General features: G+C 66.1%; 24 protein-coding genes. 9 read left to right on the top strand and 15 right to left on the bottom strand.

Annotated features, from left to right (window positions below; translation table 11 throughout):
• Window positions 1–237: 237 nt before the first annotated feature.
• The 3 genes from gshA (at window position 238) to U5782_RS09965 (ending at window position 3518) form a co-directional block, all read left to right on the top strand.
• Entirely contained in the window at window positions 238–1860 is a 1623-nt protein-coding gene (gene gshA / locus U5782_RS09975) for a glutamate--cysteine ligase (protein ID WP_322043657.1), read from the top strand.
• A gap of 224 nt (window positions 1861–2084) precedes the next feature.
• On the top strand, window positions 2085–2567 hold the full coding sequence (locus U5782_RS09970; protein WP_322043656.1) for a hypothetical protein: 483 nt from the start codon (window positions 2085–2087) through the stop codon (window positions 2565–2567).
• Between the two features lie 234 nt (window positions 2568–2801).
• Window positions 2802–3518: an OmpA family protein gene (locus U5782_RS09965; RefSeq protein WP_322043655.1), complete on the top strand. Its 717-nt coding sequence runs from the start codon at window positions 2802–2804 to the stop codon at window positions 3516–3518.
• Window positions 3519–3561: 43 nt separating this feature from the next.
• On the opposite strand, the gene U5782_RS09960 is transcribed toward U5782_RS09965, so the two are convergent.
• Window positions 3562–5130 (bottom strand): DHA2 family efflux MFS transporter permease subunit, encoded by a 1569-nt coding sequence (locus U5782_RS09960; RefSeq protein WP_322043654.1) that lies wholly within the window; start codon window positions 5128–5130, stop codon window positions 3562–3564.
• Window positions 5131–5327: 197 nt separating this feature from the next.
• Window positions 5328–5840 carry a MarR family transcriptional regulator gene (locus U5782_RS09955; protein WP_322043653.1) on the bottom strand — a complete coding sequence of 171 codons (513 nt, stop codon included), beginning with the start codon at window positions 5838–5840 and terminating at the stop codon, window positions 5328–5330.
• Window positions 5841–6010: 170 nt separating this feature from the next.
• Between U5782_RS09955 and U5782_RS09950 the strand changes: the two genes are divergently transcribed.
• Window positions 6011–6484, top strand: coding sequence for a hypothetical protein (locus tag U5782_RS09950; RefSeq protein WP_322043652.1), 474 nt, complete (start codon window positions 6011–6013; stop codon window positions 6482–6484).
• Window positions 6485–6647: 163 nt separating this feature from the next.
• Window positions 6648–8219, top strand: coding sequence for an efflux transporter outer membrane subunit (locus U5782_RS09945; protein WP_322043651.1), 1572 nt, complete (start codon window positions 6648–6650; stop codon window positions 8217–8219).
• A gap of 55 nt (window positions 8220–8274) precedes the next feature.
• Here the strand turns inward: U5782_RS09945 and U5782_RS09940 are convergent, their stop codons facing one another.
• The 8 genes from U5782_RS09940 to gspG form a co-directional block, all read right to left on the bottom strand.
• Complete coding sequence (locus tag U5782_RS09940; RefSeq protein ID WP_322043650.1) at window positions 8275–9054, bottom strand: type II secretion system protein N; 780 nt, start codon at window positions 9052–9054, stop codon at window positions 8275–8277.
• Between the two features lie 23 nt (window positions 9055–9077).
• Window positions 9078–9617: a type II secretion system protein M gene (locus U5782_RS09935; protein ID WP_322043649.1), complete on the bottom strand. Its 540-nt coding sequence runs from the start codon at window positions 9615–9617 to the stop codon at window positions 9078–9080.
• Window positions 9593–10963 carry a type II secretion system protein GspL gene (gspL, locus tag U5782_RS09930; RefSeq protein WP_322043648.1) on the bottom strand — a complete coding sequence of 457 codons (1371 nt, stop codon included), beginning with the start codon at window positions 10961–10963 and terminating at the stop codon, window positions 9593–9595. Before gspL ends, U5782_RS09935 begins: the two co-directional genes overlap by 25 nt.
• Before the next feature lie 46 nt (window positions 10964–11009).
• Window positions 11010–12128 carry a type II secretion system minor pseudopilin GspK gene (gspK, locus tag U5782_RS09925; RefSeq protein WP_415914290.1) on the bottom strand — a complete coding sequence of 373 codons (1119 nt, stop codon included), beginning with the start codon at window positions 12126–12128 and terminating at the stop codon, window positions 11010–11012.
• Complete coding sequence (locus tag U5782_RS09920; protein ID WP_322043646.1) at window positions 12125–12802, bottom strand: type II secretion system protein J; 678 nt, start codon at window positions 12800–12802, stop codon at window positions 12125–12127. Before U5782_RS09920 ends, gspK begins: the two co-directional genes overlap by 4 nt.
• Window positions 12803–12809: 7 nt before the next feature.
• On the bottom strand, window positions 12810–13223 hold the full coding sequence (gspI, locus tag U5782_RS09915; protein WP_322043645.1) for a type II secretion system minor pseudopilin GspI: 414 nt from the start codon (window positions 13221–13223) through the stop codon (window positions 12810–12812).
• Window position 13224: 1 nt separating this feature from the next.
• Window positions 13225–13737 (bottom strand): GspH/FimT family pseudopilin, encoded by a 513-nt coding sequence (locus tag U5782_RS09910; protein WP_322043644.1) that lies wholly within the window; start codon window positions 13735–13737, stop codon window positions 13225–13227.
• Between the two features lie 116 nt (window positions 13738–13853).
• Window positions 13854–14330, bottom strand: a complete 477-nt coding sequence (gspG, locus tag U5782_RS09905; protein ID WP_322043956.1) for a type II secretion system major pseudopilin GspG — start codon at window positions 14328–14330, stop codon at window positions 13854–13856.
• 234 nt (window positions 14331–14564) lie between these two features.
• Here gspG and U5782_RS09900 point away from each other — a divergent pair, with 234 nt between their 5' ends.
• On the top strand, window positions 14565–14978 hold the full coding sequence (locus tag U5782_RS09900; protein WP_322043643.1) for a hypothetical protein: 414 nt from the start codon (window positions 14565–14567) through the stop codon (window positions 14976–14978).
• A gap of 29 nt (window positions 14979–15007) precedes the next feature.
• Here U5782_RS09900 and gspF read toward each other — a convergent pair whose 3' ends face one another.
• Genes gspF through gspD form a run of 3 tightly spaced genes read right to left on the bottom strand, consistent with a single transcriptional unit; the run spans window position 15008 to window position 20047 of the window.
• Complete coding sequence (gspF, locus tag U5782_RS09895) at window positions 15008–16225, bottom strand: type II secretion system inner membrane protein GspF (RefSeq protein WP_322043642.1); 1218 nt, start codon at window positions 16223–16225, stop codon at window positions 15008–15010.
• Between the two features lie 22 nt (window positions 16226–16247).
• Complete coding sequence (gene gspE / locus U5782_RS09890) at window positions 16248–17726, bottom strand: type II secretion system ATPase GspE (RefSeq protein WP_322043641.1); 1479 nt, start codon at window positions 17724–17726, stop codon at window positions 16248–16250.
• Window positions 17723–20047, bottom strand: coding sequence for a type II secretion system secretin GspD (gene gspD, locus U5782_RS09885; RefSeq protein WP_322043640.1), 2325 nt, complete (start codon window positions 20045–20047; stop codon window positions 17723–17725). Before gspD ends, gspE begins: the two co-directional genes overlap by 4 nt.
• 571 nt (window positions 20048–20618) lie before the next feature.
• Between gspD and U5782_RS09880 the strand changes: the two genes are divergently transcribed.
• Together U5782_RS09880 and U5782_RS09875 are read left to right on the top strand one after the other, a co-directional pair.
• Window positions 20619–21062: a lytic transglycosylase domain-containing protein gene (locus U5782_RS09880; protein ID WP_322043639.1), complete on the top strand. Its 444-nt coding sequence runs from the start codon at window positions 20619–20621 to the stop codon at window positions 21060–21062.
• A 196-nt stretch (window positions 21063–21258) separates the two neighbouring features.
• Window positions 21259–22632: a GTP-binding protein gene (locus tag U5782_RS09875; RefSeq protein WP_322043638.1), complete on the top strand. Its 1374-nt coding sequence runs from the start codon at window positions 21259–21261 to the stop codon at window positions 22630–22632.
• Between the two features lie 118 nt (window positions 22633–22750).
• Here U5782_RS09875 and U5782_RS09870 read toward each other — a convergent pair whose 3' ends face one another.
• The gene (locus U5782_RS09870) at window positions 22751–23029 is read right to left on the bottom strand and encodes an HU family DNA-binding protein (protein ID WP_027815965.1); all 279 of its coding nucleotides are present in this window, start codon (window positions 23027–23029) and stop codon (window positions 22751–22753) included.
• A gap of 20 nt (window positions 23030–23049) precedes the next feature.
• Entirely contained in the window at window positions 23050–23358 is a 309-nt protein-coding gene (locus tag U5782_RS09865; protein WP_322043637.1) for a hypothetical protein, read from the bottom strand.
• A gap of 63 nt (window positions 23359–23421) precedes the next feature.
• On the opposite strand from U5782_RS09865, the gene mnmC reads away from it, so the two are divergent.
• Window positions 23422–25398: a bifunctional tRNA (5-methylaminomethyl-2-thiouridine)(34)-methyltransferase MnmD/FAD-dependent 5-carboxymethylaminomethyl-2-thiouridine(34) oxidoreductase MnmC gene (gene mnmC, locus U5782_RS09860; RefSeq protein WP_322043636.1), complete on the top strand. Its 1977-nt coding sequence runs from the start codon at window positions 23422–23424 to the stop codon at window positions 25396–25398.
• Window positions 25399–25433: the final 35 nt, after the last annotated feature.

The raw sequence follows: 25433 nt of genomic DNA, 5'->3' as shown, positions 1-25433 counted from the left end.
TGAGGGGCGCGCGAAGCATCGCCGCAGCGCGGACACACGTGTCCAGGGAGAATCGGCAGAATCGGGCAAAGCCGCGCCAGCAAAGGCTTCGGACGATAGCGAACAGGCCGCAAAAGCGTGCCCGAAGTGGCCTCAAGCAGGTCTTTCGGCGAGATGTTAAAGTGCCCGCTACCGAAAAAATCCCTGTCGACGGCGCGTGCAACGTCTCGCCGCCGGCCAGTGCCCGACCTGCCCTCAATGCCAGACACGACCTCTACACGCACGAACGACGTTCTCACGCAGCGCCTTTCCGTGCTGAGCGCCGGGCCGCATCGCGACGCGCTCACGCGCGGTCTGCGCGGCATCGAAAAGGAAAGCCTGCGGGTGACGCGCGATGGCCATCTCGCCATGACGCCGCATGCAGCGGCGTTGGGCTCGGCGCTCACGCATCCGTCGCTCACAACCGACTATTCGGAAGCCTTGATCGAGATCATCACGCCGGCCGAGCACGACGCATCGATCACGCTCGACAAGCTCGACGAGCTGCATCGCTACGTCTACAGCGTGCTCGCGCGCGACGGCGAAATGCTCTGGAACGAGTCGATGCCGGGCCAGTTGCCGGCCAGCGACGACGGCATTCCCATCGCGCGTTATGGCAGCTCGAACATCGGGCGCCTGAAGTACGTCTACCGCATGGGTCTCGCGCTGCGTTACGGCCGCACCATGCAATGCATCGCGGGCATCCACTACAACTATTCGCTCAACGAAGAAGTGTGGCGCGTGCTGCATGCGCACGATCAATCGACGGCCACGCAGACGGACTACCAGTCCGAACGCTACCTCGCACTGATCCGCAATTTCCGCCGCACGAGCTGGTTGTTGATGTATCTGTTCGGCGCCTCGCCCGCGCTCGACGCGCGTTTTCTGCGCGGCGGCGCGCACGCGCTCGAGAGCCTCGACGCCGACACGCTCTATCTGCCGTACGCGACGAGCCTGCGCATGAGCGATCTCGGCTACTCGAACACGACGGGCCAGTCCGCACTGCGCGCCGACTACGACACGCTGCCGGGCTATCTCGACGCGCTCGCCCAGGCGGTGAGCCAGCCGTATCCGCCTTACGAGGCAATCGGCACGCATCGCGACGGCGAGTGGGTGCAGATCAACACCAACATCCTGCAAATCGAAAACGAGTTTTACTCGACGATCCGTCCGAAGCGCGTGACCTGGCCCGGCGAGCGGCCGCTGCATGCGCTTGCCGCGCGCGGCGTGCAGTACGTCGAGGTGCGCTGCATGGATATCGACCCGTTCGAACCCACCGGCATCTCGCTCGAAACGGCGCGTTTTCTTGACGCCTATCTGCTCGCCTGTGCGCTCGACGACAGCCCGCTGCTGCCCGAGGCCGAATACGCGGAAGCCAATGAGAACTTCGGCCTCGTGACCAAGGAAGGCCGCAAGCCGGGTCTTGCGCTCACACGCGGCGGCCAGCCTGTCGCGATGCAGGACTGGGCGACGGAGTTGTTCGCGAAGATCGAGCACACGGCTGCCGCGCTCGACGCGCTACACGGTGGCGACGCCCATGCGCGAGCGCTCGCTGCCCAGCGCGCGAAACTCGCCGACGCTTCACTCACGCCGTCGGCACGCGTGCTGCAAACCATGCGCGACCAGCAGCAGACCTTCATGCAATTTGCCCTCGCGCAAAGCGAGCGTCACGCGGCGGATTTCCTCGCACGCCCACTCGATGCGCAAACGACGGCGCATTTCGAGCAACTCGCGCGCCAATCGCTCGACGAGCAGGCCAAGCTCGAGCGCGAGGAGGTCGGCTCGTTCGACGCCTTCGTGGCTGCCTACCGCGCCTATACGCTCAATCGCTTCAGCGTCTGACGCAGGCCTCGACACAGCAGGCATCGCAATTGCGGGAAACGCCATCGGGCGGGCACGGTCCAAGTCCTTATGGGCCTGGCGCCACGCTGCCCGATGGCGCCCGCCGCGCTTTCATCCCTTATAGTCACGCAGTCGCTCCCACGAGCCACGCCAACGACAAACTGACGGGCCGCGCTGCATGCGAAGCGCACGAGCGCCGGCCAACACAGGGAGGAACCCAAGCGATGAAACGAATCCTGCCGATCCTGCTTTGCGCGGCGCTGGCTGCCTGCGCGCCGCGCGGTCAGGTCAACCCCGACGTCATGCAGATCGCCACCGCACCGCTCACCTGCGGCGACAAACCTCAGTGCGACATCTGGTGGCAACGCGCCCAGGACTGGGTGCGCGGTCATTCGAAATACGAAGTGCAGACCGTCACCGACACGCTGATCCAGACCTCCGGCCCCGGCGGCGGCAAGCGTGCGCTCGCCTACGAGATCACGAAAACGGTGAACGGCGACGGCACCACGACCATCGGCTTCGCGGCGCACTGCGACAGCTCGATCGGCTGCAAGCCCGATCCCTGGGCCGCAGGCGCAGCGTTCAAGCAGTACGTGCGCACCGGTATCGAGCAGTCGATCCCGGGCGCCAGCGATACGAGCGACACCAGCGACGCACCGTTGCCCGCCTCGGCGGCGGCACCGACTGCATCGGCCTCGGCACCTTGAGTTTGTACTGACAGATTCTGTGGCCGCTAAGCCCCGTTGCGACGGCGCGTAGCGGTCATTCACCACGATTTGTCTTAAAGACGACCGAGAACAATAAGATGGACTCCGAATCGAATCATTCCGATTGAGGATTTAAGCATTTTCTGATTGGGCGAACCATCGAGGAAACGTATCGTGGCCGTGCTTCGGCGTGCGCCGGACGGTTTCATTCCTCTTCAATCATTCGAATCCAAAATGAAAATGCGACTTCTGCCAGCCAGCGTGCTGGCCTTCCTGATCGTCGTCGCCGCAGGCTGCACCACCGCGTCGGGGCCCATGCACAATCTCGACATCGTGACGCTCGCCAACGGCACCCAGGCCTATCGCGTGCAGTGTCTCGGGCTGCTTGAAAGCTCGAAGGCGTGTATGAAGAAGGTCAACGAGATCTGCGGCGACAAGCAGCCGCTGCGTGTCTCGTCGGTCGATCGCGCCGCTGCGGGCTTCAAGCCGGAAAACGATCCGCGCGAAATCCTCTTCGTCTGCCAGGCGCCGCAGCCGGTGGTCCAGGAGACCGCTCCGCCGCCGCCGCCGCCCCCGCCGCAGGTCAACACCCAGCCGCGTACGATCACGCTGAACGCCGACGCCAACTTCGCGTTTGACAAGTCCGATCTGCTGCCTGGCGGAAAGCAGACGCTCGACAAGTTCATCGCGGACAGCGACGGCGTGAACATTGGCAGCGTCGTCATTGACGGCCATACCGACTCGGTCGGCTCGAAGGCCTATAACGAACGCCTCTCGCAGCGCCGCGCGCAAACCGTGCGCAACTATCTGCAGTCGCACGGCCTGCATGCTGGCCAATACGAAGTGCATGGCTATGGCGCGTCGAAGCCTGTCGCCTCGAATGCCACGGCGGAAGGCCGCGCGCAGAACCGCCGCGTAGAGATCCAGACCAACGGCGTCACCGCTCGTTAATCCTTCGCTTCGCTACCCACACGCGGGACCGTCCTTTGGGCTTTCAGTGACCCAGCGACGGTCCCGCGCCTTTTCTGGGCTTCGTAATCCACACCAGCACGGCAAGAACGAGAAACACGCCGCACGATATACGGAAGAAGTCGTTCGTCGCCATCATGTAGCCCTGGTTCGTCACCACGTCGTTGAGCTTCGCGGTCATGCTTTGACCCGCGTAGCCGATGTTCGCCAACGCGTCCTGATACGCGATGGTGTTGGGCGAATACACGTTCACCGACTCCGACAGCACCGCATGGTGGTAGATCGCGTCGTCCTCCCAGAACGTCGTGCTGATGGCCGTGCCAATCGCGCCGGACAGCGTGCGCATGAAGTTCGACAGGCCCGAGGCGCTGGCAAGACGATCGTCGGAAATACTCGACAGCGTGATGGTCGTCATCGGCACGAAGAAGCCGGCCACGCCGATACCCTGCACGAGGCGCGGCAGGATCACGTGACTGAACGGCACGTCGAGCGTGAAGGTGGAGTTCCAGATCGACACGAACGCGAACACGAGGAACGCGATACTCGCCACCATGCGCAGATCGAGCCGATGCATATTGCGGCCGATCAGCGGCGATAGCACGAGCGCGAGCAATCCGACCGGCGCGGTCGCAAGACCGGCAATGCCGGCCGTATAGCCCATCACGGTCTGGAGCCACAGCGGAAAGATCACAACCGAGCCGAAGAACGCCATGAAGCCGAACGAAATGATCAGCGCACCAAGGGCGAAGTTGCGGTCACGAAACAGCGTGAGATCGACAACGGGCTCTTTTTCCGTGGCTTCCCACGCGAGCATGAAGGCGAGCGAGACCGCCGCGATGACCGCGAGCGCGACGATGAACTTCGAGCTGAACCAGTCGCGGTCCTTGCCGAGGTCGAGCATCATCTGCAGGGACGACACGCCGATCACGAGCAGCGCGAGGCCCACGGCGTCGATACGCTGCTTCGTGATCTTCGTTTCACGGCCGCGCAGCAGCATGAACGCGCATACGCCTGAAAACAGGCCGATCGGCACGTTGATGTAGAAGATCCACGGCCACGTGTAGTTGTCGGTGATATAGCCGCCCATCACCGGGCCGAAGATCGGCGCAACGATCACCGTCATCGCCCATAGTCCCAGCGCGAGTCCGCGTTTTTCGGGCGGATAGGTGCGCATGAGGATGGTCTGCGACAGCGGCACCATCGGGCCGGACACGAGCCCTTGCGCGAGGCGGAAGGCGATCAGCGTCTCGAAGTTCGTCGCGAAGCCGCAAGCCGCCGAGGCGATCGTGAAGAGAATCACCGAAAGCGTGAAGAGGCGCACTTCGCCCACGCGGCGCGCGAGCCAGCCCGTGAGCGGCACGGCGATCGCCGAAGCCACGGAGTACGACGAGATGACCCAGGTGCCTTCGCTGTTGGCCACCCCCAGATTGCCCGAGATGGTGGGCACGGCGACGTTGGCGATCGAGGTGTCGAGCACCTCCATAAACGTGCCGAGCGCGAGACCCACGGTCAGCAGCGCGAGCGCTCCGCCGGTCAGGGGCTTCGGTTCGGCGCTGGCCGGAGGGGCGGCGGGCGCGGCGCTGGTGGCGTCCATCTGCGGGTCCTTGTTCAGGATCGTTGATCGGTCTTGCTCGGGTGGAACCGTTGACGATGCAATCAGCTGCACGCGCACGGTCGTTCTAATTTATATGCCAGGGCATTGTCTGCCCAGACAGATATTCCACTGCAATGAGGCCGCTGTCCAGCCGCGGTCTTTACGCTGCGCAAACCACCGGATCGGCGGCCCGGTGATTACTCAGGGGTGCAGGGAAGCGCGTCCGCCTGGCTTTCGGCGTGACCGCAGACTGCTTGCGTTTGCGCATCGTTAGCGATGAAACGCTGCAACAGGCTGATGAGCATCGTGACTTCATCGGCGCTGAAACCCTGTAGCTGCTCGTTCATCACCGCGGCGATCAGATCCGGCAATTGCTGCGCCGCATGGCGCCCGAGCGGGGTGAGTTCGAGTTCCACGACACGGCGATCCGCGTGGCTGCGCTTGCGCTCGAGAAAGCCTTTCTTCTCCAGCCGGTCGAGCATACGGGTCATCGAACCGGTGTCGTACGAGAGCACGCGCGACATCTCATTGGGCGTGCGGGCGCGCTCGAACCAGAGCAGCAGGATCACGCCGATCTGCGACGACGTCAGCCCGAGCGGCGCGACCGCGCGATCCATGCGCGTCGCCAGCACGTTGCGGGCGGTCGACAGGAAATAGCCGAGACTCGGCACGACGCCGACCTTGCCTGGCACGTAAGGGCCGTCACTCATGGGAAAGACGTTCTCATCCATCGCGTAAACAAGCGCATTCTAGCCGGTTATTTTTCTGCCTGGGCAGTGAAATCAATTCCGGATCGGGTCGTATCGCGCGCTGCCGTCATGGATCTGTCGCTATCGCAGCGTAAAAACAACACCGGAAATGATGCAGCGCAAAGTATCTTGTGATTTGGTTGCATAGTCAATATTATTACCGGCAAGCACTTAAACTCATCGGATTCCCGAATTTCTTCTTTGGTCGCGCCATGCTGTACCTCAAAAACGCGCTCGGCGGCATTGGCCGCTCGGTCACCTGCACAGCAAGACATGCCTTTGCGCATGCCGGCGGTGCCGCGCGTTGGCGCAAGATCGCTCTCTATGCGGCCATGTTCGTGCTGCCGGGTGGTTCGATCGCTGTCGTGCTCATGATGTGGGCCGATCGGCGCCGCACTCAGCGCGGCGGCCAGAGCGTGAGCGTCGCGATCGACACCCCGGCAACTCAGGCATCGGCAACCGCAAAATCTGCCTGCACCAGCGCCCAGCGTGCTTGCCGTCCCGCATGCGCAGGGATTGCGCGCAACGCGCGCCTGCGTGCCCACGACGCCCTTCATGCGCTGCGCCGCTTGCGTGGCAACGGCGCACGCAGTAACGGCGCGTAAACTGCGTCTTACGCGCCGTAACACATCCGTCCCCGTTCCCCGCTTAACCTTACAGATTGCGCGCCGCGCAACGCGCGTGCGCTACCATTGCCGCAGTCCGTCAGCCGCGTCGTTCGCTCCGCCGTTTATTCAATCGCCAGCCGCCTCGACAGGAATTCCTCGCATGTCCCGCCGTCTCGTTGTCCCCGGTCGCCTTTCCGCTCCGCTGCGCCGTCGCGCGCCCACGCTCGCGCTGATCGGCGCGGCGGCCGCGCTGGCGTTTCAGTTGAGCGGCTGTGCGGTCGGCCCCGACTATCATCGGCCCGATACGGCGGTGCCCGCGGCCTACAAGGAAGCGCCCGAGGGCTTCAAGGTCGCGCAACCCGCCGATACGGCCGATCGCGGCGCCTGGTGGCTGATCTACGACGACGCGCAACTGAACGGGCTGATGGATCAGCTCAACACTAACAACCAGACCGTCGCGCAGTACGCGGCGGCCTATCGTCAGGCGCGCGCGCTCGTGGGCGAAGCGCGCGCGGCTTACTTCCCGGTGGTGAGCGCCTCGTTCTCGGGCACGCGTTCGAGCACGCCCACGCGCGTATCGAACGCGAGCAGCAACATCACCAACAACGTCAATCTCGGCCTCGACGCCACCTGGGAGCCCGATCTCTGGGGCAAGGTGAGCCGCACCGTCAGCGCTGAAGAAGCGGGTCAGCAGGGCGCCGCCGCCGATCTGGCCAACGCGCGCCTCTCGGCTCAGGCCACGCTCGCGCAGACCTACTTCACGCTGCGCGCGCTCGATTCGCAGCAAAAGCTGCTCGACGATACCGTTGCGGCCTATCAAAAGTCGCTGACGCTCACGCAGAACCAGTACGCCCAGGGCGTGGCGGGCCGCGCGGACGTGATCCAGGCGCAGACGCAATTGCAATCCGCCCAGGCCTCCGCGATCGACAACGGCGTGGCGCGCGCCCAGGACGAACACGCCATCGCCGTGCTGGTCGGCCAGCCTGCGTCGTCGTTTGCGATTGCGGCTTCGCCGCTCACGGCCACGCCGCCCACTGTACCGCTCACGATGCCCTCGGCGCTGCTCGAGCGGCGGCCCGATATCGCCTCGGCGGAGCGCAAGGCGGCGGCGGCCAACGAGCAGATCGGCGTGGCGATTGCTGCGTTTTTCCCGACGCTCACGCTGTCCGCGAGCGGCGGCTTCGAAAGCTCGGTGTTCTCGCAACTGCTGCAAATGCCGTCGCGCTTCTGGACGCTCGGGCCGTCGCTTGCGGCCACGGTGTTCGATGCCGGCCTGCGTCGCGCGCAGACCGAAGCCGCCCGCGCAGCTTACGACCAGCAGGTGGCGACCTACCGTCAGACCGTGCTGGCCGCGTTCCAGGACGTCGAGGACAACCTCGCCTCGCAGCGCATCCTTGCGCAGGAAATCGTCGTGCAGCAGCAGGCGGTCGACTCGGCGCAGCACGCGCTGCTCATCGTCACGAACGAGTACAAGGCCGGCACGACCGATTATCAGAATGTGTTGTCCGCGCAGACCACGGCGTTCACGGCCCAGCAAAAGCTCGCGAGCATCGCAGGGCAGCGCATGGTGTCGTCGGTGGGGCTGGTGAAGGCACTCGGCGGTGGCTGGGACACCACGCAAATGACGCGCGAAAGCGGCGGCGTGGCGGCGCCCGCGCCGACGGCATCGGACGTAGCGGCAAACACCGCTGCCGCCACGACGCAAAGTGCGCAGAACGCACGAGCGCAATAACGCGCGCGCCGGACGCGGCCGCAACGGCTCGCGCCCGGTGTTCGACTGATCAGATTCAGTGCATGAAGGTCAGCGCGACCGTTCCCGGGCCAACTGGCCGCCCCAGCAGGTTCAGCAGCCCCGCGAGGTTATCGCGCTGATCGGCCGTGGCGCTCGCGGTGCCGTTGAACATCGCCGAGTTGCGCGAGAACGTGCCGTGACCGTCCAGCATCAGCGGCCCTTTCTGCGTACTCAGATCGAGCGTCGACGACGCGCCCTGCGCCTGCAACACCGCCTCATACGAACCCAGCGGCTTCACCAGCGAAACGCGCGAACTCATGTCGCCGAGCGTGACCGTGAGTCGCCCGAACGCATCGGTGCCGAACACGCGCCACGGGCTCCACGCGAGCCGCACATTGCCATCCAGGTCGAGCGTATTGAACGGCGCGCCCAGCCCCGCGAGCAGCGAGGCCGGCACCGCGATCGCACCCGCCGTCACCGTGGCGGCGCGCGGCGTCGCCTCGACGTCGATGGGCTCCGGCATCGCTTCGGTCTGACGCATCTGCATGCGCACGCGGCCCGTGAAGAGCGTCCAGAACGACGTACGCCATTCGATGCGGCCCGGCAGCAGCGTCGCGCCTTGCACGTCACTGCCCGCGGCGAGCATGAGCGTGGCCGAGCCCTGCCACAGCGAGCCCTGCGGATCGACGAGATTGACGTGGCCTTGCGTCGCGCGCGCGAACAGCGGCGCGATCCACGCGGCGGGCAGCCGCACCAGCAGCACGGCGCCCACGGAGAGCACGGCCACCAACAGCCAGGGAAGCGCGGCGCGCACGCGCCGCATCCAGTAAGACATGCGATCGACCTCTGGCTTTAAGTTCAGCGCGCGTTCGCGCTCTGCAGCGACGCGGTCAGATCGACCTGGCCGTCGGCCTTGAGCGCCGTAATGTGCGCCTCGACGACCTGCACCTTGAACTGCTTGCGCACATCGTCGAGCCAGCCTGTCCAGACCGGAAACGAAGCGTTCTTCATCTGCACCTGCGCGGTCGTGCCGATCAACTGCACTTGCGCGCCCGGCATGCCGTGATCGGCGAGCGACGCCGTCAGCGCGTCCTTGAGCGCCTGGCCGCCCGGGGCGACACTCGCCGCCGCGCCCGCGAGCGCGCGTGCCTCGTCAGCTTGAGCCGTCATCTGCGCAAGTCCGCGCTGCAAGGCGGGCAGGCTCTCGCGCAGCTTCGCGCGGCCATCCGCCGCCGGCTGCCACAGCACCGAATAACCAATCGCCAGCGCCAGCACCGCGCCGCCCCAGGTCAGCAGGACCTTTTCGCGCGCCGTGCGGCCTTCCCAAAAGTTATTCCAGGTTTCGGCCCACGCGCCGCTCAATGCCGAGGTCTTCATGACGCGCTCCTGATGGTCCATTTGCCGGTGCTGGTGTCCTGCGTGCCCGTGAGGCCATTGCGCGCGAGGCGCTGGGTCAGATCGGCATCGACATTGACGCCCGGTTTGAAGGTCACGTCGAGACGCCGGTCGTGATAGTCGAGCGCCGCGATTGCATTCGCGGGCACGGGGCCGAGCGAGCGCGCGACGCCGTCGGCGAGCGCGAGGAAATCGTCGGGCGAAGGCTCGCCCGCGGCCACGCGCAATTGCGAGAGCTGGCGCGCCATCTGGCCGGCCGGATCGAGCACCACGGTGGTCTTGGGAAACGCGTTGAGCAGCAACTCCGTCATCTGTGCGTTGATCGCGTCGCGCTGACGCGCGAGCATCAACCACTGCACATTCGCGCCGATGATCGCCACCACGAGCGAAGCCGCGACCAGCACGATCGGCACGCGCAGACGGCGCAGCGTCGCGCGGTCGAGACGCCACGGCTGCGCGGCGAACTCGAACTGGCAGAGGTCGAACTTGCAGGCGAGCGCGCGCTGCGCGAGCGTCTCGAACGCGAGCGGCTGCGCGCCGGGCAGGGTGGCGGCGAGCGCGGCCTTGTCGGCGGCGCGGGTGGGCTCGCCGGGCAGACCGGTGAGGACGTAGCGCGTCACATCGGCATCGCCGGCGAGGGCGGCGACCGTCGCGGCCACGCTCGTCGCCGGGACAGCGAAGCCTTCGGCCGATGCGCCGCGCACGATCGCGAGTTCGAGCAGCGCGGCGGGCGTCGTGGGCGTCACCGCCATGTCGGGCAGCAGCGCGGGCGCCGTCGACATGACCTGGCCGAGCACGCAAGCGGTCACCGGTTCAAGCGTGGCGGCGGTAGCGGGTGCTGCCGGCGCCTGAGCATGCTCACCCGCCACGACCGGCTCGGCCTCCACGGGTGCGGCCGCGCCTTGCGCGGCGACGGGCAGGCAGCGCGCCACCGGCACTGCGCGCAGGTTGCGATGCCCGGCGCCCGTGAAGCCCTCGACGATAAAGCGGAACCAGCCGCGATCGATCGCCGCGACCGTCTGCCGTCCGTCAGGCAGGCGCGCGGGGTCGAGTGCGAGATGGCAGGTTTGCGGGTCCTGGATCAGGTGATCCTCGACCACGTTCGGCAGTGCCTGACGCAGCCGCGGCCCCTTGAGCGGCGGCACGCTGGCCGCCACCATCAACAGGTCGCGAGCGGCAATCAGCAGCACGGTGGCCGACGCTTTCGGCAAGAGGCCGAGCGCCGCGCGGCCCGCGCGCTGTGTACGGCCTGCCTTGTCGAGCAGCACGAACGGCAGTTCCGGCAACTGCCATTCCTGCGAGTGAACCGCCGGATCGCGCGGCGGCATCAGGACGATCAGCGTGCTCACACGCACCTCTTTTCGATGTTGGACTGGTACGGTTTCATGATTCGCTTCAGGATTCATCCCGCACGCGCACGATGCGCGTCGTATGGGTGAGCGGGTCGCGCCACACGAGCGTGGTGCGCTCCACCACGGCGCGCTCGTGCTGCACGCGCCCATGCACCAGAAAATAGCTCGTATTGACGTCGCAGAGCGTCGAGTCGATGCTCGTCTGCGCGCTGCCGGCGCCGGTCAGCGCCAGTTGCACATCGCTCAGATTGCGGAAAAACACGGTCTGACGCCGTGCCACGAAGGCCTGCGCGCTCGACAGGCTCATGCCTTGCACGATCGACGCGATCACTTCGGCCGGCGCCGTATTCATGTTGACGGGCGTCGTGGTGGGCAGGATCGTCACGAAGGGGCGCAGTCGCGCAACGATGTCGGACGTGAAGCCGGGCACGTCGAGCAAGGCATCGACGCTCGTCATGAGGATCGGCGCAGCCGTGCTGCTGCCGTCGCCATCGGCCATGCCGGGGTTGTCGGCGAAGTTCGCCCCGCCGCCCGAGCCGCCCGCTAGCTGCTGGGTCGCGGCGGTGCCGCTGGCCGTCATGCCGGGCGCTGCGGTCTGAAAACGCGTCACCGAAAATGCGAGCCCCGAGCGCAGATAGACCGCGGCGCTTTTCGCCAACTGCCCGTCTATGCCGAGCAGTTGCAGCAGCCGCGCGAACGCCTGGATCTGCGTTAGGTTGAGTTGCAGCGCGCCGGGCGCGGAGGCCGACACCAGATTGCGCAGATTGAAGCGCGCCTGGGCGTCCTCGATCGAGCCGGACAGCCAGGTGTCGGCGCCCTGTTCGGCGCGGACCTCGCCGATCTGGCCGAGGAAATCGGAAAGCCGCGTTTTCGCGACCGGCATGCCCCAGGCGCCGCCCAGATAGGTCACGCCCGCCGAAGTATCGGCCTCCGAGCGCAGGATGAGACGCGTCCAGTCGAGCGCCGCGCGCGAAATCCACTGCGCCTGGGCGAGCAGGCGCTGATTTTCGATGCGGCGCAACTGAACCTGCTGACGCCAGAGCATGCCTGAAACCAGAATGGCCGACAGCGCGACCACCAGCAGCGCGCTGATGATCGCCGCGCCGCGCTGTCGCGCGGTCGTGCGTGGGGTACGCGGTGAGGAACGGAAGCGCATGCTCATTCCCCCACCAGGAAAACACGCGTCACGGGCCGCGCGAGCGCGCGCGCGCCCACGCTCACTTCCAGCCCCGTCACGGCGCGCGGCACCGGCGCGTTGCCGATCTGCGGCACCTTCACGCCGTTGTTGTTCGCGTCGAGTTGCGCGCGTACGTCGCCCATGTCCGAGGTCCAGCCGACCTTCGGCACATACAGGCGCGCGCTGATCGAGCCTACTCCCTGCATCATCGGCAAGGCGTTCCAGGCGCCGGTTTCGCCGCCGCGCTGCGCCCGCCGCAATGCGCCGACCGTGGCGAGCGGCGGCGAGGCGTAGCGCACCACTTGCCCATTGGTCACGCGGTAGCGCACCACCTGCAAACGCGGCGGCGCACCGGGCGGTACGGCGAAGACGCGCACGATCTGCAGCGCGCCGCCGTCGATGGCGATCGCGGGCGCACCGGCTTCGTCGTCGCTCGCGGCCTGGCGCGTGTCGATGCGCATCTGGTCGAACATCTGCGCGAACACGCGCTCCTCGGCCATCGAATGCGTGATGATGTTGCGCCCGCGCACGATCTGGTCGAGGCCGCGCCAGGAGAGCAGCGCCACCACGGCGAGAATCGCGATGGCCACCAGCAGCTCGATGAGCGTGAAGCCGGCGGCGCGGCGCATGGGCGCGCGCGGTCTGGGTGGCGTACTCATCGCGAACTCACAGTGACCGGTTCGTCTCATTGCCGAGCACCGTGACGAGTTGCGCGAGATTGCCGTCGCGGCCCGGCGTCGTCACCGAGACCTCCACGCGGCGAAAGATAGGGTTGGGCGTGGCCGCGACATGCTGCGTGCAGGTCAGGCGCAGATTGCCCTGCGAGCAGTCGAAGCTGCGCTCGCCGAGGTCGGGCCACGCATGCGCCAGGTGCAACTGCGCGAGCGCATTGTCGGCGCTCCAGCCCGCGAGCAGGCGGTCGTGCAGATCGGCCTCGCTGGTGGCGAGACTGCCCACCGCGCGCAGCGACGCCGCGAGCGCGATGGCCACGATGGCGAGCGCAACCAGCACCTCGATCATGGTGAAGCCGCGCGCACGGGCGCGGCGTTCGGAACGCGGCTGCGGGGCGCGAACGCGCATCTCAGCGGACCTCATAGCGGCCCGCGCCGGTGCCGATGATGGTGGCACGGCCCGCCGCGGAGAACAGCGTGATTTCGACCGGCTGCTCGACCGCCTCGGTGCCGAACACCAGCCGGTCTGCATGGTAGTCGTCGTCGCCGCCGGGATAGGTGATTGACACGCCGGTCACGCCGCCTTCCCACTGGCGCGGGCCGAGCAGGTCGTCGCGCAGCGGGCGCCAGCCGTCCTCGGTGCGCACGTCGAAACGAAAGCCGCCCGAGATCGGCTGCCACGCGATCGGGCGCGCGCGCACCTGCGCCTCGTCGCCGGCCGATTCGAACAGCAGCGCGAGGCGCTGCGCCTCTTCGTTGAGGTCGGTGCGCGGATTGCGCGTGAGCGAAAGCGATGCGAGCGACACCAGCAGCCCCGCGATCAGCAGCACCACGAGCATTTCGAGCAGCGTGAAGCCCGCCGAGCGCGCAGGCGTCGGCGCGCGATCAAGGCGGCGCGGGGTGCGAAGAGTGCGGGGGCGCATGAGCTGGAAGAGCGTGGAGCGGGAGAAGAAAGCGAACCTTCAGGGCGAGGTCTCGCGGCGCGGTGATCGAGTGTGTTCGACCGGCGCGCGCCGCGCGTGACATCGCCCGTGCGGGACTACTGCCAGGAGCCGACGTCGGCGTCGTTGCCTTCGCCGCCGGGCTTGCCGTCGGCGCCGTAGCTAAAGACGTCGATCTCGCCATGCACGCCCGGGTTCAGATACTGGTACGGATTGCCCCACGGATCGTTGGGCAGGCGCTCGAGGTAGCCGCCATCCTTCCAGTTATTCGGCACCGGGTCGGTGGTCGGCTTCTGGACCAGCGCCTGGAGGCCCTGATCCTGGGCCGGATAGCGGCCGTTGTCGAGGCGATAGAGCTTCATCGCCTGCATGATCGTGCCGATGTCCTGCTTTGCCGCGACACGGCGCGCTTCGTCGGGACGGCTCATGATCTTCGGCACGATCAGCGCGGCGAGAATGCCAAGGATCGCGATCACGACCATGATTTCGATCAGCGTGAAGCCGCGTTGACGGCGCGTGCGCTGGCCTTCGATGACGTCGCGGCTGAGTTGCCCACGGTATTTGGCGGCCCACATGGACATGACTTGCTTCCCTCCTGATGATGATCGTTGCTCGTTTTCGCGGCACATCCGCGCGCATGACGGGTCATTGTAATGTCACACGATGACGCCTTCGCGACCCGCTTTTCGAGCGTGTGCTCTGACCGCTCGCTGGTTGTGCTTTGGTCTCGCTCTGGCAGCCGTTTCTAGAGCCTTTCGACACCACGGACTGCCATCAAAACGTTCACATTACTCCGTACAATGGGGCACATGAACCCACTACAAATCCGACTCCTGTCACTCGCTGCCTTCGCGGCGTTCTGCGCCACGGCCGCGTGGTGGACACTCGAAATCGCCACCACCCGCGCCGCGCCCGTGCAGGCCGCCGCCGCTCAGGCGCCGGTCTCGCTCGACCAGGCCGGCACGCTGTTCGGCGGCAAGCTCGAACACAACGTTGCGCAGGACATCCATCTGTTCGGCATCCTCGCGCTGTCGCAGGGCGCCGCGGCCATCGTCAGCGTGGGCGGCGAGCCGTCCCGGGCGATCTCGCTCGGCGGCCCGATCGGCCAGGATTCGAAACTTGCCGAAGTGCGCGCACGCTCGATCGTGATCGACCGTCATGGCGTGCACTCCGAAATCTTCCTGCCCGCCAACGCCGGCGGCCCCACCATCTACGTGCGCTAAAGCCGTTGCGCTGAGACTCAACCTCGTGCTTACTGCACGAGGTTGTTCAGTTCGATGATCGGCAGCATCACCGCGAGCACGATCACCAGCACCACGCCCCCCATCGCCAGAATCAGTAGCGGCTCGAGCAGGCTCGTGAGGAACATCGTGCGCCGCTCCAGCTCGCGCGCCTCGCCTTCGGCGGCGCGGTCGAGCATGGTCGTGACGTCGCCGGTCGCTTCACCCGAGCGGATCAGATGCACCAGCACGGGCGGAAACGTCTTCGTATTGCCGAGTGCGCGCGACAGCGACGTGCCTTCGCGCACGCGCACGATCGCATCGTCGATATTGGTGCGCATCGCGCGGTTCGAGAGCGTCTCGCCCGCGGCCTGCAACGCGCGTAGGATCGGCACGCCCGCGGCGCTCAGAATGCCGAGCGTGCTCGCGAAACGCACCGTGTTGTAGCCGCGCACGAGCTTGCCGGCGAGCGGTGCGGTGAGAATCCAGCGATCGAACGCGAGACGCGGACCGGGCCGTCGCAAGGTGGTGCGCACGAACCACGCCACCACCGCCACGACGATCAGCACCGCCCACCACCATTGCCGCACGAACGACGAAAGCGCCATCATCACGATGGTGAGAAACGGCAATTGCTGCTTGGTGCTTGCGAACACGTTCACGACTTGCGGCACCACGTAGCTCAGCAGAAACGTGACGATGCCGAACGCGATGATCGTGACGATCGTCGGGTACGTGAAGGCCAGCACGATCTTCTGCTTGAGCGCGTTGCGCTGCTCGATGTAGTCGGCCAGACGCGAGAGCACGATGCCGAGCTTGCCGGTGTGCTCGCCCGCCGCGACCAGCGCGCGGTAGATGTCGGGAAAATCGCGCGGATGCTGGGCGAGCGCGTTGGCGAGCGAATGGCCGCCGAGCACTTCGGCGCGGATCGCGGCCATCAGTTCGCGGATGTAGTCGCGCTCGGATTGCTCGGTCAGGACTGCCAGTGCCTCGCCGAGCGGCAGGCCCGCGATCAGCAGGCTCGCGAGCTGGCGCGTGAGGATCGCCTGCTCGCGCTGCGAGAGCTTGCGGCCCAGCGCGAGACGCTGCTGGCGCGCGCCGCGCGTGCGGCTCGCCGCCGGTTCGACGACAAGCGGCGTGAGACCCTGGCCGCGTAGCTGCGCGCGGGCGCCGCGGGCGCTGTCGGCGTCGAGCACGCCTTTCTGCGCTTTGCCCGAGGCGTCGATGGCTTCGAAACGGAATGCCGGCATGGTGCTGGATTGCCTCGGTTACTCAGGTGCCGCCGGTCACGCGCAGCACTTCTTCTAGCGAAGTCGTACCCGCGTCGAGCCAGCGCTCGCCGTCGTCGCGCAGCGTGCGCATGCCTTGCTCGCGGCCTGCCGCGAAGATGTCGGCGTCGGCGGCGTTGCGGTGGATCAGTGCGCGGATCGGTTCGTCAATGAGCAGCAGTTCGTAGACGCCGCGCCGGCCCGCATAGCCCGAATTCCCGCAGCGCTCGCAGCCCACCGGGTGGTAGCGCATGCGGCCGTCCTCTTCCGCGCGCGCCTCCTTGCAGTGCGGGCAAAGCTGGCGCACGAGACGCTGCGCGAGCACGCCGAGCAACGAGGACGCGAGCAGATAGGGCTCCACGCCCATGTCGGTCAGACGCGTGACGGCGGAGGCCGCGTCGTTGGTGTGCAGCGTGGCCAGCACGAGGTGGCCCGTGAGCGACGCCTGCACCGCGATCTGCGCGGTTTCCAGGTCGCGGATTTCACCGATCATGATGATGTCCGGGTCCTGACGCAGGATCGAGCGCAGCGCACGCGCGAAGGTCATGCCGATGCGCTCGTTCACCTGGGTCTGGCCGATGCCCGAGAGGTCGTACTCGATCGGGTCTTCGACCGTCATGATGTTGGTCGTGGCGGTTTCGAGCCGCGACATCGACGCATAAAGCGTGGTCGTCTTGCCCGAACCGGTCGGCCCGGTCACGAGCACGATGCCGTGCGGCTTGGCGATCAACTGGTCGAACTGGCGCAGCGTGTCGGACGCCATGCCGAGCGCTTCGAGATTCAGGCGCTGCGCGTCCTTTTCGAGCAGACGCAGCACCGCGCGCTCGCCGTGGCCCGTGGGCAGCGTGGAGACGCGCACATCGACGGGACGCCCGCCCACGCGCAGCGTGATGCGACCATCCTGGGGCAGACGTTTTTCGGCGATGTCGAGCTGCGCCATGATCTTGATACGCGAGATCAGCGCGCCATGCAGCGCCTTCTTCGGGCGCACTACGTCGCGCAGCGTGCCGTCGACGCGAAAACGCACCACCGACGCATTCTCGAACGGCTCGATGTGAATGTCCGAGGCCTGCTCGCGCGCCGCCTGGGTGAGCAGCGCGTTGATCATGCGGATGATAGGCGCGTCGTCTTCCGACTCCAGCAGGTCTTCCACTTCGGGAATGTCCTGCATGAGGCGCGAGAGATCGACTTCGCCTTCCACTTCGCCCACCACCTGCGCCGCGCTGCCGTCCTGGCGCGCGTACGCCTGGTTGATCGCCTGCGCGAGTTCGTCGGCGGGAACGCGCACCAGTGTGAGCGCGCCGAAGTTACGCGCGACCTCGGCGATCGACGCCCCCGAAGTGCGATCGCTGATCCACACCTCCAGACCTTCGGCGTGCTGCTGCGCGACGAGGATCTGGCCGCTGCGCGCGAAGCTGTACGGCACGAGCCGCGCGGCCAGCGGGGAGGGCGCAGCGCGCGACGTGTCGGCTGCTGCGCTCAAGGCTGCACCCGCGTGCCGGTAAGCGGCTGCTGATCGGCCGGCGTCGTCTGCAGCGGTGCGGCTTGCACGGGTGCGGTTTGCACCGGCGCCGTCTGCACGGGGGCAGCGGGCTGCATCTGCGCGGCATTAGCAGGCAGCGAACGCACCACCTGCTCGCGCCGCATCTTGTCGAGATCGAACAGGTTCAGCGCCGAGCCGCCCTCGGCCGGACCCACCGGCATCGGCGGCACGACCGGGTCGTCCTTGTCCTTGATCAGGTTGTTGTCGGACTTGTACGCGCCCGTCACGCCCTGGATGTAGTCGTAGCGGTTCGCGGTGACTGCCTGTGCCGTGTCGCGGTCGCTCACGATCACGGGGCGCAGGAACACCATCAGGTTGGTTTTCTGGCGCGTCTTGTTTTCCGAACGGAACAGCTGGCCGATCCACGGAATGTCGCCGAGCAGCGGCACCTTGCTGTTGCTGACCTGATAGTTGTCCTGCATCAGGCCGCCGAGCACGATGATTTCGCCGTTGTCGGCCAGCACGGTCGACTGGATCGAACGCTTGGTGAAGTCGGGGCCGGCCGGGTTGGTCGACGCGTTGGTCGTACCCGTCACGATCGCCGAATCTTCCGTGTACAGCTGCAGCTTCAGAATGCCGCCTTCGGTGATCTGCGGCTTGATGTGCAGCGTCAGGCCCACGTCGACGCGATCGTAGGTGTTGAACGCTGAACTCGTGGAGCCGCTCGTGAGGTTCGAGTACGAACCCGTCTGGATCGGCACGTTGGTCCCGACAACGATCTTCGCTTCCTGGTTGTCGAGCGTGATCAGGTTCGGCGTGGACAGCACGTTGGCGTCGTTGGTCTGCGACAGCGCCTGCAGCAGTGCGCCCAGACCCTGCACGCCAAAGAGGTTGTGCACCCAGCCCACGTTCAGGCCCTGCTGCAAGCCGCCGAGCGCGCTGACGAGCCCACCGGTCGAGGCATTGGCTGCCGCGGTCGCCGTCAGATTGATGATGCTGTTGCCGCCGCCAGTGGAGAGGTTGGTGCCCGCCACCACATTGCCGCTGCCGATTTGCCACTGAATGCCGAGATTGGCGTTCGTGTTCGAGTTCAGCTCGACGATCAGCGCTTCGATATAGACCTGGGCGCGGCGCGCGTCGAGCTGGTCGATCACGGTGCGCAGATTGCGATACAAGGCGTCGGGCGCGGTGATGATCAGCGAATTGGTGGCCGCATCGGCCTGGATCATGCCGCCCGACGAATTGTCGTCGCTCTTGTCCTTGTCGTTGCTGCCGAGGAAATCGCTGTTGTTGCCGGAGGACGCACCGCCCGACATCGGATTGCTCGACGAGCTATTGCTGCCGAGCGAGCTGGGCAAGGGCGGCGTGCCCGACATGCCCGTCGAGTTGCTGCCACCGCCGCCGCTGGCGTTCTGGTTGAACGAGTTCGCGCTGTTGCCGGACGACGACGAATCGTTGCCGCCCTTGCCCAGCATACCGCGCAGGGTCTTGGCCAGTTGCACCGCATCGGCGTTGCGCAGCGAGACCACGTGCATATTTCCCGGCATGCTGGTGGGCGCGTCGAGCTCCTTCGCGAGCTGCTTCGCCGCGGCGAGACGCTGCGCGTTCGAGGCGCGCAACATGATCGAGTTGGTGCGCGCATCGGCCAGCACCGAGACCTTGAGCGTGGGGTCCGAGCCGCCGATCGCGCCCGGATCGAGCATCTTCGATAGCGTGGGCGCGACGTCGAGCGCGTTGGCGTTGTGCAGCGGCACCACCTGCACCTGCTGCCCGGCGGCCGTATCGACGCCAGCGATGATCGCCGCGATGCGCCGCACGTTGTCCGCGTAGTCGGTCACGACGAGCGCGTTGTTGCCCGGATAGGCCGCGATGGTGTTGTTCGGCGAAATGAGCGGGCGCAGCACCGGCAGCAGGTTGTTCGCCGATTCGTTGCGCAGCTGGAAAACCTGAGTGATGACCTGATCGCCGCGCGCGGCCGGCGCGTTGCCGACATAGGTGGGCACGCCCTGGAGTTTGGCGTCGGCCTCGGGCACGACCTTAAGTACGCCATGATCCTGCACGAGCGAAAAGCCCTGCATGCGCAGCGCCGATTGCAGCGTCTTGAGCGCCTGATCTTCCGGCACCGGGTTCTCGGAAACGAGATTGAGCTGCCCCTTCACGCGCGGATCGACGATGATCGTTTTGCCAGTGGCCGCGCCAATTGCCTTTGCCACCTGGTCAATATCGGCATTGACGAAGTTGAGCGTGACCTGGGCGTGCGCGAGCTGCGCCGTTATCAGTCCGCTCACGAGCAGCGCCGTGGCGACGCGACGCAAAGCCATACGATTTCTTCTCATGGGTGTCATATCGAAGCCTGCGGCGGACACCGCGGCTAGTCGTACTTATCGTGCTCAATGTGCGCATCGTGTCCGTGCGAACGGCCCCGCTGGATGCATGCGACATGCATATACAAGGCTTCCCAAAAACCGCTGCGGACTGCCGATACTCCTCCCCCGGCAATCGATGCTCACCAAAAGGGGAAACAGTAGCAGCTTTTCGTGTCGAATTTGTCACAAAGACCAAACGTCTGGGGATTTCTTCTAATGTGCGACCCGGAATCAAGGTATTTGTAAGAAACCAGAGATCTGGCGCCAGCTTTCCGCGCCAGTTCCGTTTGTATGACACCGAACATGCAGGCCGTTTGGATAGTTTGACGCGTCATCGGCTGCCGGTATCATACGGACGGCGCAAACCTTGGGCATCCGTGGGTTGCGCAAGAAAGACGCGGGTTTTCCCCAGACCGGGTGTCCGGTGCGGCAGGTTCGGCGACTCCTGTTCCGGGTCCCGTTGCGTGCCGGAAATGGCTTGCCTCCCGCGTCCTACAGACTGTTTCGCACTCCACTCCACGTTGCAATGAAAAAGGTTGCGTCCGCCACGATCTCGCTGGTTGTCACTCTCGCCGCAGTAGCGAGCGCGCCGGCGCGTGCCGATTGCTTCGACGAGGCCGCCCGCTATCAGAAGGTGAATCCGCTGATTCTGCGCGCCATCGCCTGGCAGGAATCGCACAATACGCCCGACGCACTGCACAGGAATGCGAACGGTTCGATCGATTATGGCGTCATGCAGATCAATTCGATCCATCTGCCCGCGCTCGCGCAATACGGTATTTCGCAGAGCACGCTGATGGAGCCATGCAAGAACGTCTATATCGCCGCGTGGCATCTGCGCCAGAAGATGAACAAATACGGCAATAGTTGGGCGGCCGTGGGCGCCTACCATTCCGAAACACCCGCGCTGCGCGACCAGTACGCGCAACAGATCGCCGCCATCCTGCGCAAGTGGAAGCTCATGCCCTGACAGCCGGGGGCCGCACGCTCTGACGTCACGCGAAGCCGCTATGCTGCCGCCTGTCAGCGCAGCACGCCCGCATGGTGCAAAATGCAGGCTTGCGCCGCCGGAATGCCCACGTGGCCCGCACGGCCCCGTTTTTTCTGTTGCCTCTTCCAGCCGCTCTTTCCAGCGCTTTCTCCTGCATTTTTTACTGCACACTGCGATGAACCAGACGCCACTGCCCGTCACCGTGCTCTCCGGGTTTCTGGGCGCGGGTAAGACCACCTTGCTCAGCCACGTCCTCGCGAACCGCGCCGGCCTGCGCGTGGCCGTGATTGTCAACGATCTTGCCGCCGTCAATATCGACGCCGCACTGGTGCGCGACGCCTCGGCGCTCTCGCGCGTCGAGGAGCGCCTCGTCGAGCTGTCCAACGGCTGCATCTGCTGCACCCTGCGCGACGACCTGCTCACCGAAATCCGCCGCCTCGCCGACCCGGCGCAGGCCGGCCAGCGCTTCGACGCCATCCTGATCGAATCGACCGGCATCGCCGAGCCGATGCCCGTGGCCGAAACCTTCACCTTCACCGACAAAGACGGCGGCTCGCTCGCCGATGTCGCGCGCCTGGACACGATGGTCACCGTCGTGGACGCCTTCAATTTCCTGCGCGACTACGCGAGCGCCGACCCGCTCGCCGAGCGCGGCGTGACGGTGGGCGAGGGCGACGATCGCACCATCGTCGAATTGCTGATCGAGCAGGTGGAGTTCTGCGACGTGCTCGTGCTCAACAAGGCCGACCTCGTGAGCGCCGACGATCTCGCGCGCCTGCAGCACATCCTCGCGCGCATCAATCCGCGTGCGGTGCAGGTGGTAAGCCGCTTCGGCGAGGTGCCGCTCGAGGTGGTGCTCAACACGGGCCGCTTCGATTTCGACGCGGCCGCGAGCGCGCCGGGCTGGCTCGCCTCGCTCCATGAAGACGATCACGCGCACGAGCACGATCACGCGCATGAGCATGAGCATCACCACGATCACGGCGATGCTTGTGGCGCACATTGCAGCCATCCCGATCACCAGCATCGCAGCGAAGCCGACACCTACGGTATCGGCAACTTCGTCTATCGCGCGCGCAAACCCTTTCATCCCGAGCGTCTGTGGGCGTTGCTGAACCAGGAATGGACCGGCGTGCTGCGCTCGAAGGGCTTCTTCTGGCTCGCCACGCGCAACGACGTGGCCGGGCAACTCTCGCAGGCGGGCGGCGTGTGCCGCCACGGCCCGGCGGGCACCTGGTGGGCCGCGCAGCCGCGCGAGGAATGGCCGCAGGACGCCGAACTGGAACAGGAGATCGCCCGCGACTGGTTCGGCGATACGAGCGACACGCGTATCGGCGACCGGCGCCAGGAACTGGTGATGATCGGCGTCAATCTCGATCACGCGGCGTGGCGCGCGAAACTCGACGCCTGCCTCGTCACCGACGACGAATACGCCGCGGGCCCCGACGCCTGGCAGGCATTTTCCGACCCGTTTCCGGCATGGGATTTCGAAGACGAAGACGATCATGAGCACGACGGCGAAGGTGAGATCGTCCATCGTCACGGCTGATCGCCGCTGAAAAAAACCGCCTGAAAATAGCGAAGGCGCCGTGCAATGCGGCGCCTTCGGGCGAAAAAAAACCCGCCAGGGGCGGGTGTCAACTTAAAGCGGTATTGCTTGACTTGCCTTAGCGCTTGTTGACGGCGTCCTTGAACGCCTTGCCAGCCGTGAACTTGACGGTCTTGGCTGCCGGAATCTTGATGGTCTCGCCGGTCTTCGGGTTGCGGCCCGTACGTGCCGCACGCTTGCCCGAGCCGAAGCTGCCGAAGCCGATCAGTTGAACCGCGTCGCCTTTCGACACAGCCTTCTTGACCACTTCGAGGAGCGTATCCAGCGTTTCACCGGTTTGAGCCTTGCTAGCGCCCGTCTGTGCTGCGACGGCGTCGATCAGTTCCTGTTTATTCATTGAGATATTCCTTTCTGTGTTTAGGTTGACACGAACAGCGCGAACGCGCCGATTATACGGACGCGTGCCGCGCCGTCGAGCAGCGCGGACCCGGAGCACCCCGGGGATTTGCGTCGCGGCGTGAGGCGCATGCGCCATCCCGCGACGTCCGTGCTGCCGCTTCCCTGGGCGGCGCTTGCTATGATAGCGCAGCGCAAACCCAATAACGACAAGGGTTTCGAAGATTTCGAGGGGTGCGCGCCGGTTTTTTTGCGCGCCTCACGGTTTTTGATGTGCACCGCGTGCAAAACGCCATCGGCGCGCATCGTTTTAGCCTTCACGCGTTGCATTCCGCCAACGCTTTGCAGCCGCAAACCCAGACCCCACGGGCGTTTCCCGCCTTCGCGCCAGTCATGACCGCCACCCTCATTCCCGCCACGCCCGCCTTTCGCGAGGACGGCACGCCGTTTTCGCCGCTCTTTGACGACGTCTATCACAGTCCTTCCGGTGCATTCGCACAGGCCGATTTCGTCTTTCTGAAGGGCAATGGCCTGCCCGGACGCTGGCAAAAGCGGCGCATTTTCACCGTGCTGGAGACCGGTTTCGGCATGGGCGTGAGCTTTCTCACGACCTGGGCGGCATGGCGTGACGATCCGGATCGTTGCGAGCGCCTGCATTTCGTCTCGGTGGAAAAGCATCCTTTTACGCGTGACGATCTGCGGAGGGTGCTCGATGGGGTGATCGCCCACGCGCCGCAAACGGAGCTGGCCACACTCGCGCGCGAACTGGTCGAGGCGTGGCCGATGCTCGTGGCGGGCACGCACCGGCTCGAATTCGAGGGTGGACGCGTCACGCTCACGCTCGTGTTCGGCGACGCCGTCGAGGCGCTTCCCAAAATGTGGTTACGCGCCGACGCGATCTATCTCGACGGCTTCGCGCCCGCGAAAAATCCCGAACTCTGGTCACCGGCGATCTTCAAGGCGCTCGCGCGCGTCGCGGGCGAGGGCGCCACCTTCGCAACCTGGAGCAGCGCCGGCGACGTCAAACGCGCGCTCGAGCAGAACGGCTTTGAATTTCGCAAGACGCCGGGTTTCGGCGGCAAATGGACCATGCTGACCGGGCGCTTCGCGCCGCGCTGGCGCGTACGCCGTCACGAACCGCCGCTGCCGATGGCGCTGGCTGAACGGCACGCGGTGGTGATCGGCGCGGGTCTTGCGGGCAGCGCGCTCGTGGAGCGGCTCGCCGCACGCGGCTGGCGTGTCACCTTGCTGGAGCGCCATCCGGCGCCCGCGTGCGAAGCGTCGGGCAATCCGGCGGGCGTCTTTCATCCGTTGATTTCGCGCGACGACAGCAGTGCCTCGCGCATTACGCGCGCCGGGTTTCTCTATGCTCTGCAACGCTGGGCGGCACTCGAGGCACAGGGCCACGCGCCGAAGCGCAGTCATGCAGGACTCCTGCATCTTGCCGCGGACGACGAATCGCGCGCCGTGGCCGCAGCGCTCGCATCGTTTGGTTATCCCGACGAATTCGTCCACGGGGTCGATCGCGAACAAGCCCAGCAAATCGCTGGCGTCGCGCTCGCGCAGGGCGGCTGGTTCTATCCGCGCGGCGGCGCGATCGACCCGGCTTCGCTTTGCCGCGCGCAGATCGCGGTAGCCAGCGAATACAGCGGCGCGCAGGTGGACGTGCGTTATGGCGTGCAGGTCGGCCGCCTCGCGCGGTCGGGCGACGTGTGGCAGGTATTCGACGACGCAGACGCGTTGATCGCAGAAGCGGGCGCGGTGATCTTCGCCAATGCGCACGATGCCGCGCGGGCGGCCGCGCTCGAGTTCGCGCCCACGCGCAGCGTGCGCGGCCAGCTCACGCTAATCGACGACAGCCCGCTTGCCGCGCTGCGCGTTCCGGTGATCGGCGACGGCTACGCGGTGCCGCTCGACGGCGGCGTGACGCTCGCGGGCGCCACCTACGAAGTCGACGATACGCGTCTCGATCTGCGCGCTCCCGGCCACGTGGAGAACCTGGAGCGCGTCGCCCTGATGCTGCCGGAGCTCGCCACGGCAAGCGAGCCAGCGACGCTCTGGCGCGGCCGCGTCGCACTGCGCTGCGTCACGAGCGACCGCATGCCGATGCTCGGCCAGCTCGGCGACGAGGCGGCCGCTCGCCGAGATGCCCAGCGCCTCGCGGGCGCCTGGCCGCTCGACTTGCCGCGCGCGCCGGGCCTCTTCGGCGCATTCGCTTTCGGCTCGCGTGGGCTGGTCTGGGCCGCGCTGGGCGCGGAACTGATCGCTTCACAGCTCGAAGGCGAACCGTGGCCAATCGAGCGCGAACTCGCCGACCAGATCGATCCCGCCCGCTTCCTGCAACGCGCCTTGCGCCAGCGCAGTCTCTGATTCGCCCGAACCTTACAACAAACCTTGCAACGCGA

The organism is Paraburkholderia sp. J67, from assembly GCF_905220265.1.
In the GTDB taxonomy this organism is placed as follows: domain Bacteria; phylum Pseudomonadota; class Gammaproteobacteria; order Burkholderiales; family Burkholderiaceae; genus Paraburkholderia.
Note: the sequence above shows the minus strand (reverse complement) of the source record. Positions and strands in the feature narration are given on the sequence as shown.

Coding starts and splice junctions, on each gene's coding strand:
- U5782_RS09875 (WP_322043638.1), top strand. CDS start 21,259: ATGAACCAGACGCCACTGCCCGTCACCGTGCTCTCCGGGTTTCTGGGC.
- gspF (WP_322043642.1), bottom strand. CDS start 16,225: ATGCCGGCATTCCGTTTCGAAGCCATCGACGCCTCGGGCAAAGCGCAG.
- gshA (WP_322043657.1), top strand. CDS start 238: ATGCCAGACACGACCTCTACACGCACGAACGACGTTCTCACGCAGCGC.
- U5782_RS09940 (WP_322043650.1), bottom strand. CDS start 9,054: ATGTCTTACTGGATGCGGCGCGTGCGCGCCGCGCTTCCCTGGCTGTTG.
- U5782_RS09865 (WP_322043637.1), bottom strand. CDS start 23,358: ATGCAACGCGTGAAGGCTAAAACGATGCGCGCCGATGGCGTTTTGCAC.
- U5782_RS09935 (WP_322043649.1), bottom strand. CDS start 9,617: ATGGACCATCAGGAGCGCGTCATGAAGACCTCGGCATTGAGCGGCGCG.
- U5782_RS09880 (WP_322043639.1), top strand. CDS start 20,619: ATGAAAAAGGTTGCGTCCGCCACGATCTCGCTGGTTGTCACTCTCGCC.
- U5782_RS09870 (WP_027815965.1), bottom strand. CDS start 23,029: ATGAATAAACAGGAACTGATCGACGCCGTCGCAGCACAGACGGGCGCT.
- U5782_RS09920 (WP_322043646.1), bottom strand. CDS start 12,802: ATGAGTACGCCACCCAGACCGCGCGCGCCCATGCGCCGCGCCGCCGGC.
- mnmC (WP_322043636.1), top strand. CDS start 23,422: ATGACCGCCACCCTCATTCCCGCCACGCCCGCCTTTCGCGAGGACGGC.
- U5782_RS09945 (WP_322043651.1), top strand. CDS start 6,648: ATGTCCCGCCGTCTCGTTGTCCCCGGTCGCCTTTCCGCTCCGCTGCGC.
- U5782_RS09970 (WP_322043656.1), top strand. CDS start 2,085: ATGAAACGAATCCTGCCGATCCTGCTTTGCGCGGCGCTGGCTGCCTGC.
- U5782_RS09955 (WP_322043653.1), bottom strand. CDS start 5,840: ATGAGTGACGGCCCTTACGTGCCAGGCAAGGTCGGCGTCGTGCCGAGT.
- gspI (WP_322043645.1), bottom strand. CDS start 13,223: ATGCGCGTTCGCGCCCCGCAGCCGCGTTCCGAACGCCGCGCCCGTGCG.
- U5782_RS09900 (WP_322043643.1), top strand. CDS start 14,565: ATGAACCCACTACAAATCCGACTCCTGTCACTCGCTGCCTTCGCGGCG.
- gspD (WP_322043640.1), bottom strand. CDS start 20,047: ATGGCTTTGCGTCGCGTCGCCACGGCGCTGCTCGTGAGCGGACTGATA.
- gspK (WP_415914290.1), bottom strand. CDS start 12,128: ATGAGCATGCGCTTCCGTTCCTCACCGCGTACCCCACGCACGACCGCG.
- U5782_RS09965 (WP_322043655.1), top strand. CDS start 2,802: ATGAAAATGCGACTTCTGCCAGCCAGCGTGCTGGCCTTCCTGATCGTC.
- gspG (WP_322043956.1), bottom strand. CDS start 14,330: ATGTGGGCCGCCAAATACCGTGGGCAACTCAGCCGCGACGTCATCGAA.
- U5782_RS09910 (WP_322043644.1), bottom strand. CDS start 13,737: ATGCGCCCCCGCACTCTTCGCACCCCGCGCCGCCTTGATCGCGCGCCG.
- U5782_RS09960 (WP_322043654.1), bottom strand. CDS start 5,130: ATGGACGCCACCAGCGCCGCGCCCGCCGCCCCTCCGGCCAGCGCCGAA.